The following is a 14,151-nucleotide window of genomic DNA, read 5'->3' as shown; positions in this document are numbered from 1 at the left end:
GCGGTGTTGCTGGGAGCAACCCAGTATTCGCCAACACAGCTTCTGACAGATTCACAGGCGCAGCTCGTTGTTTTTGAGTTGCGGCTACCCCGCGTCTTATTTGCGTTGCTTGTGGGAGGGGGGTTATCGGTGATTGGGGCGGCCTATCAGGCGCTTTTTAGAAATCAACTCGCTAGTCCATTCTCTTTGGGGGTTTCTTCTGGTGCAGCCCTTGGGGCCTCCTTGTCACTACTCTGCGGTGGGGGAGCGCTTTTTGATGTTGAGGCATGCGCTATCTTCGGCGCAGCTATCAGCATATTTCTGATAATGCTGCTTAGTAAGACAGTGGTTGGAGCAGCGCGAGATTCGCTCTTACTTATAGGGGTTGTTTTTAGTTTCTTTTGCTCCAGTCTTCTGACCCTGATTCAATATCTAAGCGACTATTCGCAGCTCTTTCGAGTTACCCGTTGGATGATGGGGGGAGTCCCGGTGCTATCGTGGTCAGCTCTCGGTATCGGGGCGATCTTAATCGGGGTCGTTGTGATCTGGAAGCACCACCGAGAGCTCGACTTGATGCTCTTTGGTGACGATATAGCTGCAATAAAGGGGGTTGATGGGCCGCGGCTCTCTAGAAATGCGTTTATCCTAACATCGGTCGTTGTTGGTTGGATCGTAGCACAGTGCGGGGTGATCGGATTTGTGGGGATCGTTGTGCCGGCAGCGGTGCGTCTTCTTGTAGGGTTGCACCACAGGCGAGTTATCCCGGTTGCTTTTGTAAGTGGAGCGCTGCTCGTTGTATTGTGTGACCTACTTGGTCGAGTCGTTACCCCGCCATTTGAGGTCCCAGCTGGGGTCTTTACGGCGGTGTTAGGCGGACCGGTCTTTGTTCTGCTGCTTATCAGGGGTAATCGGCGGGTTCTGTAGGGGATTACCAGCGCCCAAGCTCGCAATAGTTGAGTTTTTTTCGAAACAGGCGCAGCCTGCTAGGGTCTCACATGAAAAACAACGATTCTCAGGCAACACAGGCTTTCTTTGAACTCACTCCTGAGCGAGTGCTCGACTCAGTTGAAATCTTAGGCGGGCGGTGTACCGGCCGTGTGATGGCGCTTAACAGCATGGAGAATCGGGTTTATGAGGTTGAGCTAGATGTAGATCTGCCGCCTGAGGCGGCGCGTTGGGACGCCTTTCGTGTTGCTAAGTTTTACAGACCAGGAAGGTGGACTGAGGCTCAGATCCTTGAGGAGCACTCCTTTTTGCAGGAGAATAAAGCAGTAGAGATCCCCGTGGTAGTGCCGCTCCTTTTTCCGGATGGTAGAACGCTTGCGCAGGTGCCTGGAACCGCCATGTACTATGCGGTTTTTCCAAAAGTTAGTGGCAGGATCCTCGATGAGATGTCCGAGTCAGAGCTTAGGCAGATAGGGAGACTGCTGGCGCGTATGCATGCAGTAGGATCTCGCACAAAGTTTGCGCACCGCATGAAGCTGACCGTTGAGAGCTATGGCTACTCGAATCTGGAGTTTCTGCGAACGGAACGGCTGATCCCAGCCTCAGTTGAGGGGCATTACATAGCTGTAGCTGAGCGAATCTTTAAAGCAAGTGAGCCCTGGTTTAAGGAGACCGCCACACAGCGACTGCACGGAGATTGCCATATCGGGAATATTTTGTGGGCTTCTCAGGCATGTAGCATCGTTGATTTTGATGACTCCCTTGAAGGTCCCTGTGTCCAAGACATATGGTTGCTTACCCCTGGACGGGACCCACAGACGGAGCGTAATCGAGAGCTTCTACTAGAGGGGTATGAGATGATGCGCGACTTTGACCGCGGCTCTATGCGTTTGATAGAGCCTCTGCGGGCGCTAAGGATGGTCCATTTTACCACCTGGATAGCCAAACGGTTCGAAGATCCTGCATTTAAACGGATCTTTGTTGATTACGGCAGTGAGCGCTACTGGCGAGAGCAGTTAATTGCCTTGCAGGAGGTTGGAGAGTGCTTGGGGGTAGGATAATGACCCCTCGGAATAGCGCTTAATTTTATGGTAACTATTCACCCGGTCAGATCCGCGCGCGTTAGCCCCTATCAAGGGGCGAGTTTGCGGAGCAAACTGGGGAGAAAAAAGTAACTATTCACCCTAAAATGAGCGTCCCCGATCAGGGGACGACAAGCAAGGGGGGGCCTTTAGGGTCGATCGCAAGATTAAATCCTTTTAACCACCGACAAGTTTATACTGGGGTGAATAGTTACATTTTATCCAGTGAAACAAAGGCGGAGTTCCGCTATAGTAACGCAATATTATGGTCCTTGGAATTTTTCTTATAGCATTGCTGATCGCACTCAACGCCTTTTTTGTCGCCGCTGAATTTGCGATCATAAAGGTACGCTACACATCGGTCGAGAGGGAGGCGGAGGCTGGAAGCTCCATCGCACAAACCTCACAGAAAATTCTAGATCGGCTCGATGCCTATCTTTCAGCAGCGCAGATCGGAATCACATTAGCTAGTCTCGCCCTAGGGTGGATTGGAGAGCCGATCGTTGCTGATATAATTGTAGCAACGATGCATGCTATCGGCCTTCCGATTAGCGACCTACTTGCGCATCAGATAGCGTTACCAATTGGATTCGTTGCTATTACGATCCTGCATCTTATTTTTGGCGAGGCTGTGCCTAAATACGCTGCGATCTACTATCCGCAGGAGTTGACCTATTTCTGCGCAATACCCCTCAAGTTTTTTGCAGCCATGACTGCCCCGCTTGTCTGGATCATTAATAGTGGCACCTGGCTGGTATTGGCGCCCTTTGGCATCAAAGTAGAGAGTGATCATGATACTCATACTGAGCTTGAATTGCGGATGTTGCTTGCGGCCAGCGCACAAAGCGGCGAGTTGGGATCGATCCAGAAAACAGAGCACGAGATGATAGAAAAGGTTTTTAGCTTTGATGAGAGGCTAGTACGACAGATTATGGTTCCTCGTACACAGATGGCGTGTGTTGCGTTAGAGGAGAATTCGGAACAGGTCTTAGACACCGTCGCTAAGGAGGGATACTCCCGTATGCCGGTCTTCTCTGGTTCACGCGATACTATAGTTGGGGTTGTACACTCAAAGGAGCTACTGCGAAAATTCATGGAGAAGCAGAGCTTCAAACTGGCTGATATTATGAGGCCGGCCTACTTTGTTCCAGAAACAAAGAAGATCCGAGTTCTTCTAAGAGAATTGCAGAGCAAGCGAAATCATATGGCGATAGTAGTCGATGAATTTGGGGTTACCTCTGGCCTAGTTACCCTTGAAGATATAGTGGAGGAGATAGTTGGAGAGATTCAGGACGAGTACGATGATGAAAGTCCTGCGGTTGAGGTGCGTAAGGAGGGAGATTTTATCGTTAACGCACACGCTTCGATCCTGGATGTAAACAGCTTTCTTCCGAAGCCGCTACCTGAGTCGCCTGAGTATTCCACCGTAGCAGGGCTCCTTAATGTGCTCTTTAGTGGTATCCCTGAGGTTGGACAGAGCTGTAGTGAGTGTGGCTATGAGTTCCGTATTATTAAAAGATCGCGGGGTAGCGTCGGTTCTGTGCTGCTTATCCCGTTATAAGATCCTAGCGTTGCATAGGATATTCGATAATAGGAACGAATCAGAGTTAGAACCTGCCTTATAACATCAAAGGTTGAGTCCAATGTAACGCTAGGCTAGACTCATCTTATGAATGTAATTATGGGGCCAGCTATTGTGACAGCGCGTATCCGGTTGGATCAATTTGAGAGATTTCACGCGCAGCGTAGGGTGCTGGTACTGCCACGAGCAACATGCTCTGAGGTAGCTCTTACCTTTTTGGTGGCTCTTATAGTCGCGCCGTTCTTTTTTGCGACCTTCTTTATTATCCCGATGATGGGGCAGATCTCGGTAGGTCTCGCAGGGCTTTTAACAGCTATCTACCTATACTTTCGTAAATCGTTCGTTATTGCGCTGACAGTTATGACAGCAGCTGTCATACTTTCGAGCCTTGCATTCGCAACGATTCAATCTATCAAATATAATCTAGAGGTCCCGCTCTTTATTCTTGTAGCGTTAGGTATTCCGGTAACGGCTATGTACTGCATCTTTATCGCTGGGCGCATCTGGATCGTTAAGGGAGGGGTGGAGTAGTTGTCTATGAACGAGATAGCAAGATACGCAGTGAGAGTTTTTGCTTTGCTGGTGTTGGCACTGCCAATAGGCGGGTTAGCTCTTGCTTCGGCGGAGGGCTCCTATACCTTCAATGTAAGTGGGGTTCTTAGGGCTTTGCCGGGTAATGGAAGAGCGCAAAATGAGATCATAGTTAAACACGAAAGGATCTCCGACTACCGAGATTCAACTGGACAGATCGTTGGCATGATGGCGATGACGATGCCTTTTTATCTGGCGCCTACAACATCAATTGAAGGCCTTAAGGTAGGTGATAAAGTGCAGCTCGTTGTGGAGCAAACGTTTGAACCAAAGGAATCGGAGTTTGTTGTTGCGATCAAGAAAGTTGACTAGATCTGGGCCTCATTAACGGCGCTCTTCCGTCGGAGGATCTATAGCCGGATGATTTCGGAAGGTGATAATGAAGCGAGCATATATTAAAGAGCATGGGCTATGCCGTTTGGTAAAAGCTGCCCTTAGCGCCGTGCTTTTAAGTGGATGCTTTCTCGGGCAGCCCTTTAAGACAACAACCCAGAGAGAGGGCAGCTACCTAGTGCATGTGGTTGCAACTCCGAGCGAGAGCGCGCAGCAGATCTCTCAGTGGTATATTGGAGGACAGGATGGGGGGTATATTGGAGGACAGGATGGGGTGGAGCTTCTAAAGGGGGCTAATCCGACCCTAGATCTTAGCGCAATGAAGCCAGGAGACCTAGTATTAGTGCCACTGGCAGCGGTTAAGAGGACCCTTCCTCTTGGGAGTGTGGAGCCCTCCGCTAAGGGCAAGAGCAAAGATAAAAAGCCGCAGCAGAAAGCCACACAGGGGCAAACCAAAGCAACACCACCCTTAATAGTAGATCCGCTAGAGCAGCTACTTGCAAATCAGCAGGCCGCAAAGGTAGAGACCCCGGTTGCTAGTGAGGGTACGGAAAAGGAGCACGTTCTTGAGACCTTCGATCTCCAGGATGAGGCCAGACAGGAAGAAGGAGACGGGGAAGGAGAAGGAGAGCTGTAGGATCGCGCTATCCGCCGCAGCCAGCACCATCAGTTTCAGTAGCTTTGTCCTTATCGCAGCCACATGAGCTAGCAGCCTTCTGGCACCCTTTTTTATCAGCGCCAAAGATTGAGCAGGCAGAGAGAGATAAGCAACATAGGAGAATGAAGGAAACTCGGAGTATCATAGATATAATGACCCTTCTACAAATTCAGACAGATGTTCTTTAGATGCAGTCCAAATAGGACCAACTCAACAGAGTATCTGCCAAAGAGGCGGCTTCAACAAGGACATTCCTGCTCCGGTAGTGCCCATCGCAGACCAGTAGGGCATATTGCATAACTTCTGTAGTACAGAGGGGGATTCTGCACTTTTATAAATTATCCTTGCAACGTATGCTCTGCTCGTTTCGTACTTAAGCCCTTACATGAGGATATCCCCTATGGTCTCTACGCATGCTTACGCCGCTCTCAACGCAACCTCTCCGATTGCACCGTTTGAACTAACTCGCCGCGAGGTTGGCGCGCACGATGTACTCATTGAGATTCACTACTGCGGGGTCTGTCACTCCGATATTCATCAGGCGCGTGGAGAGTGGGGAAATTCGGTCTTTCCGATGGTTCCTGGGCACGAGATCGTTGGCCGGGTAGCTCAGGTGGGGTCCGAGGTATCCTCTTACACCTTAAATGATCTTGTTGGTGTTGGCTGTTTCGTTGACTCGTGTCGTGAGTGTAGCAGTTGTAGCAGGGGCTTGGAGCAGTATTGCCAGGGGCACCTCTCCCTTACCTACAATGGAACTGAGCAGGATAAGGTAACGCCAACTCACGGCGGATATTCCTCGCATATAGTTGTTGATGAGAGGTATGTTTTACGGATATCTCCGAAACTCGACCTCAAAGCCGTGGCACCGCTCCTGTGTGCTGGCATTACAACCTACTCGCCCCTTAAGCACTGGAAGGTAGGAAAGGGGAGCAGCGTGGCGATTGTAGGCTTGGGGGGGCTTGGACATATGGGGGTTAAGTTCGCCGCGGCGCTTGGTGCTGAGGTTACGGTGATTAGCACCTCCGCAGAAAAAGAGGCGGATGCACGGCGTCTAGGGGCGCACCACTTCCTACTGCTTTCAGATGCAGAGGCGCTGCAGCAAGCCGCTGAACGGTTTGATTGTATCCTTGATACCGTATCGGGGGCGCATGACCTCAATCAGTTACTGGGGCTTATTCGTCTCGATGGAACTTTAATCCTTGTAGGAGTTCCGCCGGAGGCACCACAGGTTCATCCGTTCTCGCTCATCCCGCGACGTCGAACCATAGCGGGATCTATGGTCGGAGGTATTAAAGAGACCCAGGAGATGCTTGATTTTTGTGCCGCTAACAATATCGTCTCTGATGTAGAGATGATTAATCCCGCGCAGATTAATGTAGCGTATGAGAGAATGTTGCGTGGAGATGTACGGTATCGCTTTGTAATCGATCTGATGGCGGGCTAAGCGCCGACTAATTTTTCTAAACAATACTATTAACCCCTAAAATAAGCGTCCCCGATCAGGGAACGTCAAGAAAGGCGAGTCTTTAGGACGGATCGCAAGATCGAATCATTTTAACCAGCAACAAGTTTATACTGGGGTGAATAGTTCCCCAAACACACTCAAACCGACAGGTTCAGGCTGCTCTGATTCCTTCTAAGGGTTACTTAAGAACCAGATCTCTTCTATAATTACTGGCTGACTAATTTTAAGCAGCCCTATGCAAGATCGCACATCTCTACATATTCCTGGAATCGATTTTATAAAGAGCCCGATCCTAGCTTCACACGGAGTGTTGGAGGATGTTATGAAATGCATTCCGTTGGACTCTCAGCCTGTGCGGATTACTCATGTCAGTTTAGGTGGTAAAGGTCCGGACCAGGCCAAGTTTTTTCTCACCATAGAAACAAAGCTGAACGAACTTAAGGTAGTTGAGTGCCCAATCCGCTCTGAGGTGTACCAAGTTGTCCGGAGTGTTTTTGAAAAGGCACAACTCCAAACCATAAAAGCCGAGCCGGCTAGCGTAGTCATTCCATCCAGTGGTCACGAACTTGCGATGCTACATTGTGCTTGTTTGCTGGCCGAACATCTCTGCGCGCTTCCTGCTGCTTATAAAGCAAGGGAGGCAGCGGCGTATGCGCTAGGTGATGCGGCAGGTATTGCTCTTATGGTGGGTGATGCGGAGCTGACAGTGGCTCTTGCATGTAAGCTAAGAGAGGTTCTTCGTATCGCTCCACATACTACAATTAAACCGCAGCAGTGTGTCCGACTACTAAACAGCATCGCGCCGATTATTAGAGCTGCAGTTGCATCAGGACAGATAGATGTTTTGGATCAAGTGCTGCATGACCTAATTCCCATTACATGCACCTTGCCAGATCGGGTAAACGCAAGGGTCGACATGAGTCGCTTCTTAGATGCGATAACAGAGCTTTTTAAGAAAGGGAGCTGTGATCAGATAACCAAGTTGCTGGAAGCCTTCAACAACACAAAACTTCAGATAGATCTGCTCTATATGGTTACGCAGGCCTGTACAGCAAGCGGCTCTGCGCAAGCAGTAAATATGTGCGCCGTGGTGGTACGTTCGATCTTTGGGAGTTATCTAGACACTTCAGAAAACAATAGCGAGGATGCTCTGCGCGTACGAGCATTTAATGCTGCGATGGTAGGAAATGCAGGGCTGGTTGATAAGTTGATTGAACAGATCTCCCCTGATACCAGGTCAGATCACGTAGCGCCATGGGCCGTTGGATTTTCAATCGGTATGCAGATTAGAGCCAAACATCTAAAGCAGCCAGAAGACGCTATTAAAAGGATTGAGGTATTATTCAATACAGGCGAATTAGATGATGAATTTTACTACTGCGTTGCCACAATAGCTAAGGGCATGTTGGCGGCGAATCAGGGCGCATATAGCGAAATAACGGATCAGATCTTTTGCCTGCTTAGCGAGCAGTATCCAGAGCTCGATCTATATGTTGTATTTGTTAGCAAGAGATTCGAACATCAATTAATATCCGCTCAGAGGGTTGGCAATCAGGGTACAATAAATAAGACAAACGAGGCTTTTGTTGAAACTGTCCGATCCCTTGCTGGGCAGGAAGAGGAGCTGATTGGAGAGATGTGCGAGGATCTCTGTTCTGATATCATCGTAAGGGACGAGGCGCTTCGTAATATCATCGCAGATACTATATCCTCCATGTTGAGCTCAATTGATCATCCTCGTCAGTACCAACTTAGTCGAATCTTTCTGCCGGATCTGCTCTATCGAGCCGGGTATAAAAAGCAGGCTATGGAAATTGCGCGGCCTCCTGTATCCAGAGTTGGAGCGTACTTTATGTGGCAGATGAGGGCCGAGGGTGAGCAAGCTGAAGCTACAACGCAGGTTCTGAGTGAAGGCCTGCAGAACATTATGCAAGAGATCGAGCAGTGGCCTAATGCAGCGCAAAATAGTGTTGCCGATAAGCGAGAATATCCCTCAATACAGCCACATGATTGGGGACAGATAGTTGAAGAGGCGGCGGCTTTAAATATTACTACGCTGGCTCATAGTGCCATGGTACGAGCGTTACAGGTAACGCCAAGTTGGACCGTACAAGAAGAGGCGGGGCTGAATGAGGCTCTGCTGAATGGGCTTATCCGACGGGGGTATAGAGCGGAGTCGTAGTACTTAGGTTAATGTTTTCACCCCCACCGCATTGCTGCGCCAGCAGCTTGCGCTGCTGGACGGGCTCCGCAAATCGGCCCCTTAGGGGCTTTCGAATCTAGACCCTGTTTTTTGCGCAGTAAAGAAATTGGTCGGGCTGAGAGGATTTGAACCTCCGACCTCTCCCACCCCAAGGGAACGCGCTACCGGTCTGCGCCACAGCCCGCCAGACATGCACGTTATAGTAACTAGGGGAAACGATCAAATCCTGAGGCAGGGGAGGCGATTGATTATTAGGGGCTGGTACTTTGACACTCTGCGGTCTTTGAATTATTCTCTTTAGCGTATATGGGCCTATAGCTCAGTTGGTAGAGCGCTACGCTGGCAGTGTAGAGGTCAGCGGTTCGACCCCGCTTAGGTCCATTCGATTCGGCCTTAAAGGCCTCGACAGGCTGCCAGCCTATCACCGCTTGCGCGCCTCCCAAAGCTTTGCATACTTAAGCAGCACCGAGAACGCTTCAATTGAGGCGACTATTAGCCCCGCCAGCCCCTCACGGAAGCCACGTTTTGAGATGTAGAACTTAAAGAAGCGCGCACAGGTGCGGCCTATAATAACGATCGCTGATGCGGTAGCACCACGCTTTATAAGCGATGGAGTGGCGTTTGATGAGAGGGTGTTCATCCGCCGCACATAATCGGTTAGGTCGGTAAATGAGTAGTGATGCAGCTCACCAGTGCAACGCTTGGTTTCGCCGGTTACATGGGCCTTCTCATGCGGGTCCTCGCCCCCCCAGGTCGTAGCAGAGCGACGACATAACCTCAGGCGATACTCCGGATACCAACCACCCTTGCGCCACCACCTATCGAGAAAGAATATGACCCGATTTAGTAGGAAGCCGTGCGTTGAGACCTTTCCGGCTTTATCCTCCTCTAGGATCTTGACGATCTCCTCTTGCAGTTCCTCCGAAACCTCCTCATCGGCATCGATATTTAGCACCCACTCACTACTGCATTGAGCGAGCGCAAACCTCTTTTGAATCACGTACCCCTGCCAATCGTGGTGTATGATCTTTGAGGTAAATTCGGCGCAGATCTGCAGGGTGCGGTCTGTAGAGCCGGAATCAACGATGACGATCTCATCACACCAGCGCACGCTCTCAAGGCACCGTCGGATCTGGCGCTCTTCGTTACAACACACGATAAAGGCAGCGATTGAGGATCGGGATTTTTTAGTCATAACGCTATTGATCAGGATAACTGATTAAAAGGCAAGGTACCTCAAGGAATTAGCGCCTCCTGGCCTGCCACACCTCCCTGAAGGGTCTTGATTTTAGCTACTCAGCATGAAAGTAATTGAGTACTATCGACAGGTTGTAATAAGTCGGTGTATTTAAGGACGTAACTGGTCACCGTAGTTTAATGTCGCGATTCAAGCTACTTAGATTACGGCGAAGTTTCATAGGTAATTCGATTGGTCGTCCCCTGATCGGGGACGGCAGATTTTGTGACCAGTTAATGTTTTACCCCCGATTTGCGGAGCAAATCGGCCCCTTAGGGGCTATTGAGTGTCATTCCCGTATGCGAATATTTCTGGAATATGCTGACTAGTTACTTAAGGACTTAATTCCATAGGACCATGGACGCGATATGAACATTCTGGGAATCTCAGCATTATATCATGATAGCGCGGCATGCCTGGTAGCAGATGGCAAAATAGTAGCCGCTGCCCAAGAGGAGCGCTTTACACGCAAAAAACACGATCCAGATTTTCCAAAAAACGCCGCTGCATATTGTCTAAAATCGCAGGGACTTACCATTAAGGATGTAGACTTCGTTGCATTCTATGACAAGCCGTTACTAAAGTTTGAACGCCTACTAGAGACCTACCTGGCAACAGCTCCGCAGGGGTTTACCTCTTACGCGCGCGCCATGCCGCTCTGGCTCAAACACAAGCTCTGGATACCGGATACGATCAAGAGCGAGCTCGGATATAATGGAGAGGTGCTCTTTACAGAGCATCACCAGAGTCACGCCGGTTCTGCCTTCTATCCCTCACCGTACCAGGAGGCCGCCATCCTTACTATCGATGGAGTAGGGGAGTGGACCACAAACAGCCTCGGAGTTGGTAGGGGCAATAAATTCTCAATCCTACGTGAGATTAAGTTCCCGCACTCGATGGGGCTGCTTTACTCAGCGTTCACCTATTTCACAGGTTTTAAGGTTAATTCAGGTGAGTATAAAGTGATGGGCTTGGCTCCCTACGGGGAGCCCAAGTACGCGCAGAAGATCTACGATAACCTCGTTGATCTTAAGGATGATGGCTCGTATCACCTAAACCTCAAATACTTCAACTATATGGCGGGCCTCTCCATGACCAACGAGGGCTTTGACACCCTCTTTGATGGCCCACGCCGTAAGCCTGAGAGTCCACTGACACAACGAGAGATGGATCTCGCCGCCTCGATTCAGGTGGTGGTTGAGGAGTGTATGCTAAGACAGGCACGCTTTCTCCACAGGGAGACCGGGCTAGAGAACCTCGTTATGGCGGGTGGTGTTGCGCTTAATTGCGTAGGAAACGGCAAGCTCCTGCGCGAGGGACCGTTTAAGAATATCTGGATACAACCAGCGGCAGGGGATGCTGGTGGAGCTCTCGGGGCTGCGCTATGTACCTGGTACGGATATCTCGATAATCCCCGTATAACGAGCGAGGGCGTTGATGCTCAGAAGCAGACGCTACTAGGACCTGAGTTCTCCGACGAGGAGACTATTGAGCAGCTTGCGCAGTTCGGAGCTGTATATAAGCGCGTATCGGATGATGATCTATATAGAAATACGGCGGATATTTTGGCACAGGGCAAGATCGCTGGCTGGTTCCAGGGACGGATGGAGTTTGGCCCCCGTGCGCTTGGTGCGCGTAGTATCATTGGAGACCCACGTTCGACCTCGATGCAGGCAACCATGAACTTGAAGATTAAGTTCCGTGAGTCGTTTCGACCCTTTGCTCCGGCTGTAATGCGAGAGCATGTATCTGATTATTTCGAGATGGATTGCGACTCTCCGTATATGTTGCTGGTAGCTCCAGTAAAAGAGAGCCGTCGGTTGGCAGTTTCTGAGGAGGAGGGTAAACTCTTCGGGATCGCTAGGTTAAATGTACCCAAGTCAGATATTCCAGCGGTTACGCACGTAGACTATTCGGCTCGAATTCAGACGGTGTCTGCGGCACAACATCCAGGCTTTTATAAGTTGTTATCTGCATTTAAACAGAGAACCGGGTGTGCGGCTTTGGTGAATACTAGCTTTAATGTGCGTGGCGAACCGATCGTTTGTACCCCGGCCGACGCGTACGCGTGTTTTATGCGCACCGATATGGATGCGCTTATTGTCGGTAATATTGTGATGTTAAAAGAGGAGCAGCCGAAATGGCAGGAGCGCGAAGATTGGCTAACGAAGTTCGAGTTAGATTAGAGGATTCGTAACCATTGAGCTCAATACAGCTCCGCTAACGTTAGCCCCTATTCAGGGGCGGATTTGCGGAGCAAATCGGGGTAAATAAAATTAACCATTCAGATAAATATGCCGTCTCCGATTAGGAGACGACAAGAAAGAAAAGTGTGGTAAGATAATGCTTTCTGCAACAAAGACACGTGTAAGACATAAAAACATGCTGAATGGTTACGAGGATTCTGCGCAAGCAGAGCTGCAACAGGTGCTGATGAAGGCCACCTCTCCACTTGATGATGAGTGGATGGGGAAGCCAGTGCGTCAACACGTCAAGGAATTTGGCGCAATCTTTGCGACCATCTTTCTTATCGTTTGTGCCTCAAAGATTTATCACGTAGCAGCCGCTGCGACCTGCGCTACATGGGCTGCGGCAGCCTTGATTACAGCGCTGGCAGGTTATCGCGCCCCGATTGTCCTGTTACCGCTCTGGCGTGGCTGGATGAAGCTTGCGCACTATCTCTCAATCGTAATGACCTTTCTTCTTCTCGGTATAGCGTGGTCGATCGGCTTCGTTCCTATGGCGTATCTGCTCAAGATTCTTAGGATTAAATCGATCGATCTATCGTATCGATGCGGTGCGCAGACTTACTGGGAGCAGCGCGACCCTAAGTACGACGACTTTAAGCGTTTAAAGCAGCAATTTTAGCCGATTTTAAAAAAAGCGTGTCAAACACCTTAGACCTAGGCATTCGATTTATAGTTGAACCCTCTGGGCCGGTCCTTTCAGAGGCAGAGTCGTTAATCTTGAGCGAATTGCGACCCGCTGGAATAATGCTTCGCCGTAGAAATTTTCGGCAGGATCTCTCTTACAGTAAGTGGCTGAAAATTTATGCAACCTTACTAACAGATCTCCGTGCGGCTATCGGCCGTCAGAATATTATCGTCTGTATCGACCATGAAGGTGGGCAGGTACACCGATTCCCTGCGCCTGTTACACGTTTTCCATATCCCGCCTGTTATGCCGGTGTTCCAGAGGCCGTTAGCGCTGTAGCACGTGCCATGGCGCAGGAGCTGCGCTCGCTTGGAGTTAATCTCTCCTTCTCACCGGTCGCCGATATCCACTCTAACCCTAAAAATCCGGTAATCAATCAACGCGCCTTCGGTACTACAGCGTTACAAGTGAGCGCTGCTGCAAAACTCTTTGCAGCAGCGCTACGAGCCGGTGGAATAACTCCGTGTGCAAAACATTTTCCTGGACACGGCGATACCGCTACCGACTCGCATATAGCGCTACCAGTTGTTGATAGATCATTGGCTGAATTGCGTCAGCGCGAGCTGCAGCCGTTCGCGGAACTTATTCAGGATGGGATTGAGATGGTAATGAGCGCGCACATCATGGTGCCGCAGATCGATCCACATTATCCGGCCACACTCTCGCATACAGTGATGCATGGGATCTTGCGGGATACGCTCGGATTTAAGGGAATTACAATCGCGGATGCACTCGGTATGGAGGGAGTTCGGGCCCAGAAGATCGCTATATCTGAGTTGGGAGTAGTGGCGCATGAGGCTGGAATAGATCTACTGCTAATGGTGGGTGATACGGTCTCGCTAGAGGATGCTCTTACGGTCAAGCGCGCATTATCTGACTATGTGGAGCGAGGGGTCGAGGCCCACAGATCAATGCTTTCGGTAGAGTCGCGACTTACTACCTTTCTAAAAGCCCTTCCTCAGCACAGCGCTATAAAACTATCAAAACAAAGTTTAGTAAGTCATGCAAAGCTTGCAGCAGAGCTAAATCAGCACTCTCAATGGGAGATGTTTGAGTTCAATCCACTAGGATTCACCTAAGTCCCTAGATCTGTGTCCTTCGGAAGGGCTGTCCCGCGGTGTCAAAAACTAGACAGTAGTACC

At 50.0% G+C, this 14,151-nt stretch carries 12 protein-coding genes and 2 tRNA genes; 12 read left to right on the top strand and 2 right to left on the bottom strand.

Annotated features, from left to right (window positions below; all coding sequences use genetic code 11):
- The 8 genes from NTV65_06405 to NTV65_06370 all read left to right on the top strand — a co-directional run.
- Positions 1-903 (top strand): iron ABC transporter permease (locus NTV65_06405; GenBank protein ID MCX6114827.1); only part of this gene is annotated, 903 nt, incomplete at its 5' end.
- 71 nt (positions 904-974) lie between these two features.
- Positions 975-1,985, top strand: a complete 1,011-nt coding sequence (locus tag NTV65_06400; protein MCX6114826.1) for a serine/threonine protein kinase — start codon at positions 975-977, stop codon at positions 1,983-1,985.
- Between the two features lie 286 nt (positions 1,986-2,271).
- Complete coding sequence (locus NTV65_06395; protein MCX6114825.1) at positions 2,272-3,567, top strand: hemolysin family protein; 1,296 nt, start codon at positions 2,272-2,274, stop codon at positions 3,565-3,567.
- Between the two features lie 135 nt (positions 3,568-3,702).
- Positions 3,703-4,119, top strand: a complete 417-nt coding sequence (locus NTV65_06390) for a hypothetical protein (protein ID MCX6114824.1) — start codon at positions 3,703-3,705, stop codon at positions 4,117-4,119.
- A 6-nt stretch (positions 4,120-4,125) separates the two neighbouring features.
- Positions 4,126-4,491, top strand: a complete 366-nt coding sequence (locus NTV65_06385; GenBank protein ID MCX6114823.1) for a copper-binding protein — start codon at positions 4,126-4,128, stop codon at positions 4,489-4,491.
- A 67-nt stretch (positions 4,492-4,558) separates the two neighbouring features.
- Positions 4,559-5,149 (top strand): hypothetical protein, encoded by a 591-nt coding sequence (locus NTV65_06380; GenBank protein ID MCX6114822.1) that lies wholly within the window; start codon positions 4,559-4,561, stop codon positions 5,147-5,149.
- A 421-nt stretch (positions 5,150-5,570) separates the two neighbouring features.
- Positions 5,571-6,614, top strand: coding sequence for an NAD(P)-dependent alcohol dehydrogenase (locus NTV65_06375; GenBank protein ID MCX6114821.1), 1,044 nt, complete (start codon positions 5,571-5,573; stop codon positions 6,612-6,614).
- 256 nt (positions 6,615-6,870) lie between these two features.
- Entirely contained in the window at positions 6,871-8,817 is a 1,947-nt protein-coding gene (locus tag NTV65_06370) for a hypothetical protein (protein ID MCX6114820.1), read from the top strand.
- Positions 8,818-8,945: 128 nt separating this feature from the next.
- On the opposite strand, the gene NTV65_06365 is transcribed toward NTV65_06370, so the two are convergent.
- A tRNA-Pro gene (locus NTV65_06365) sits at positions 8,946-9,022 on the bottom strand.
- Between the two features lie 124 nt (positions 9,023-9,146).
- Here NTV65_06365 and NTV65_06360 point away from each other — a divergent pair.
- A tRNA-Ala gene (locus NTV65_06360) sits at positions 9,147-9,219 on the top strand.
- Positions 9,220-9,259: 40 nt separating this feature from the next.
- Here the strand turns inward: NTV65_06360 and NTV65_06355 are convergent.
- Entirely contained in the window at positions 9,260-10,033 is a 774-nt protein-coding gene (locus NTV65_06355; protein MCX6114819.1) for a glycosyltransferase family 2 protein, read from the bottom strand.
- Between the two features lie 410 nt (positions 10,034-10,443).
- Here NTV65_06355 and NTV65_06350 point away from each other — a divergent pair, with 410 nt between their 5' ends.
- The 3 genes from NTV65_06350 (at position 10,444) to NTV65_06340 (ending at position 14,088) form a co-directional block, all read left to right on the top strand.
- A complete protein-coding gene (locus NTV65_06350) occupies positions 10,444-12,261 on the top strand; it encodes a carbamoyltransferase (GenBank protein ID MCX6114818.1) in 1,818 nt (605 codons plus the stop codon).
- 196 nt (positions 12,262-12,457) lie between these two features.
- Positions 12,458-12,943, top strand: a complete 486-nt coding sequence (locus NTV65_06345) for a hypothetical protein (protein MCX6114817.1) — start codon at positions 12,458-12,460, stop codon at positions 12,941-12,943.
- Between the two features lie 17 nt (positions 12,944-12,960).
- Positions 12,961-14,088 carry a hypothetical protein gene (locus tag NTV65_06340; protein MCX6114816.1) on the top strand — a complete coding sequence of 376 codons (1,128 nt, stop codon included), beginning with the start codon at positions 12,961-12,963 and terminating at the stop codon, positions 14,086-14,088.
- Positions 14,089-14,151: the final 63 nt, after the last annotated feature.

Source organism: Pseudomonadota bacterium, from assembly GCA_026390555.1.
Taxonomy (GTDB): Bacteria; Bdellovibrionota_C; UBA2361; order UBA2361; family OMII01; genus OMII01.
Note: the sequence above shows the minus strand (reverse complement) of the source record. Positions and strands in the feature narration are given on the sequence as shown.

Coding starts and splice junctions, on each gene's coding strand:
- NTV65_06400 (MCX6114826.1), top strand. CDS start 975: ATGAAAAACAACGATTCTCAGGCAACACAGGCTTTCTTTGAACTCACT.
- NTV65_06395 (MCX6114825.1), top strand. CDS start 2,272: ATGGTCCTTGGAATTTTTCTTATAGCATTGCTGATCGCACTCAACGCC.
- NTV65_06385 (MCX6114823.1), top strand. CDS start 4,126: ATGAACGAGATAGCAAGATACGCAGTGAGAGTTTTTGCTTTGCTGGTG.
- NTV65_06380 (MCX6114822.1), top strand. CDS start 4,559: ATGAAGCGAGCATATATTAAAGAGCATGGGCTATGCCGTTTGGTAAAA.
- NTV65_06375 (MCX6114821.1), top strand. CDS start 5,571: ATGGTCTCTACGCATGCTTACGCCGCTCTCAACGCAACCTCTCCGATT.
- NTV65_06370 (MCX6114820.1), top strand. CDS start 6,871: ATGCAAGATCGCACATCTCTACATATTCCTGGAATCGATTTTATAAAG.
- NTV65_06355 (MCX6114819.1), bottom strand. CDS start 10,033: ATGACTAAAAAATCCCGATCCTCAATCGCTGCCTTTATCGTGTGTTGT.
- NTV65_06350 (MCX6114818.1), top strand. CDS start 10,444: ATGAACATTCTGGGAATCTCAGCATTATATCATGATAGCGCGGCATGC.
- NTV65_06345 (MCX6114817.1), top strand. CDS start 12,458: ATGCTGAATGGTTACGAGGATTCTGCGCAAGCAGAGCTGCAACAGGTG.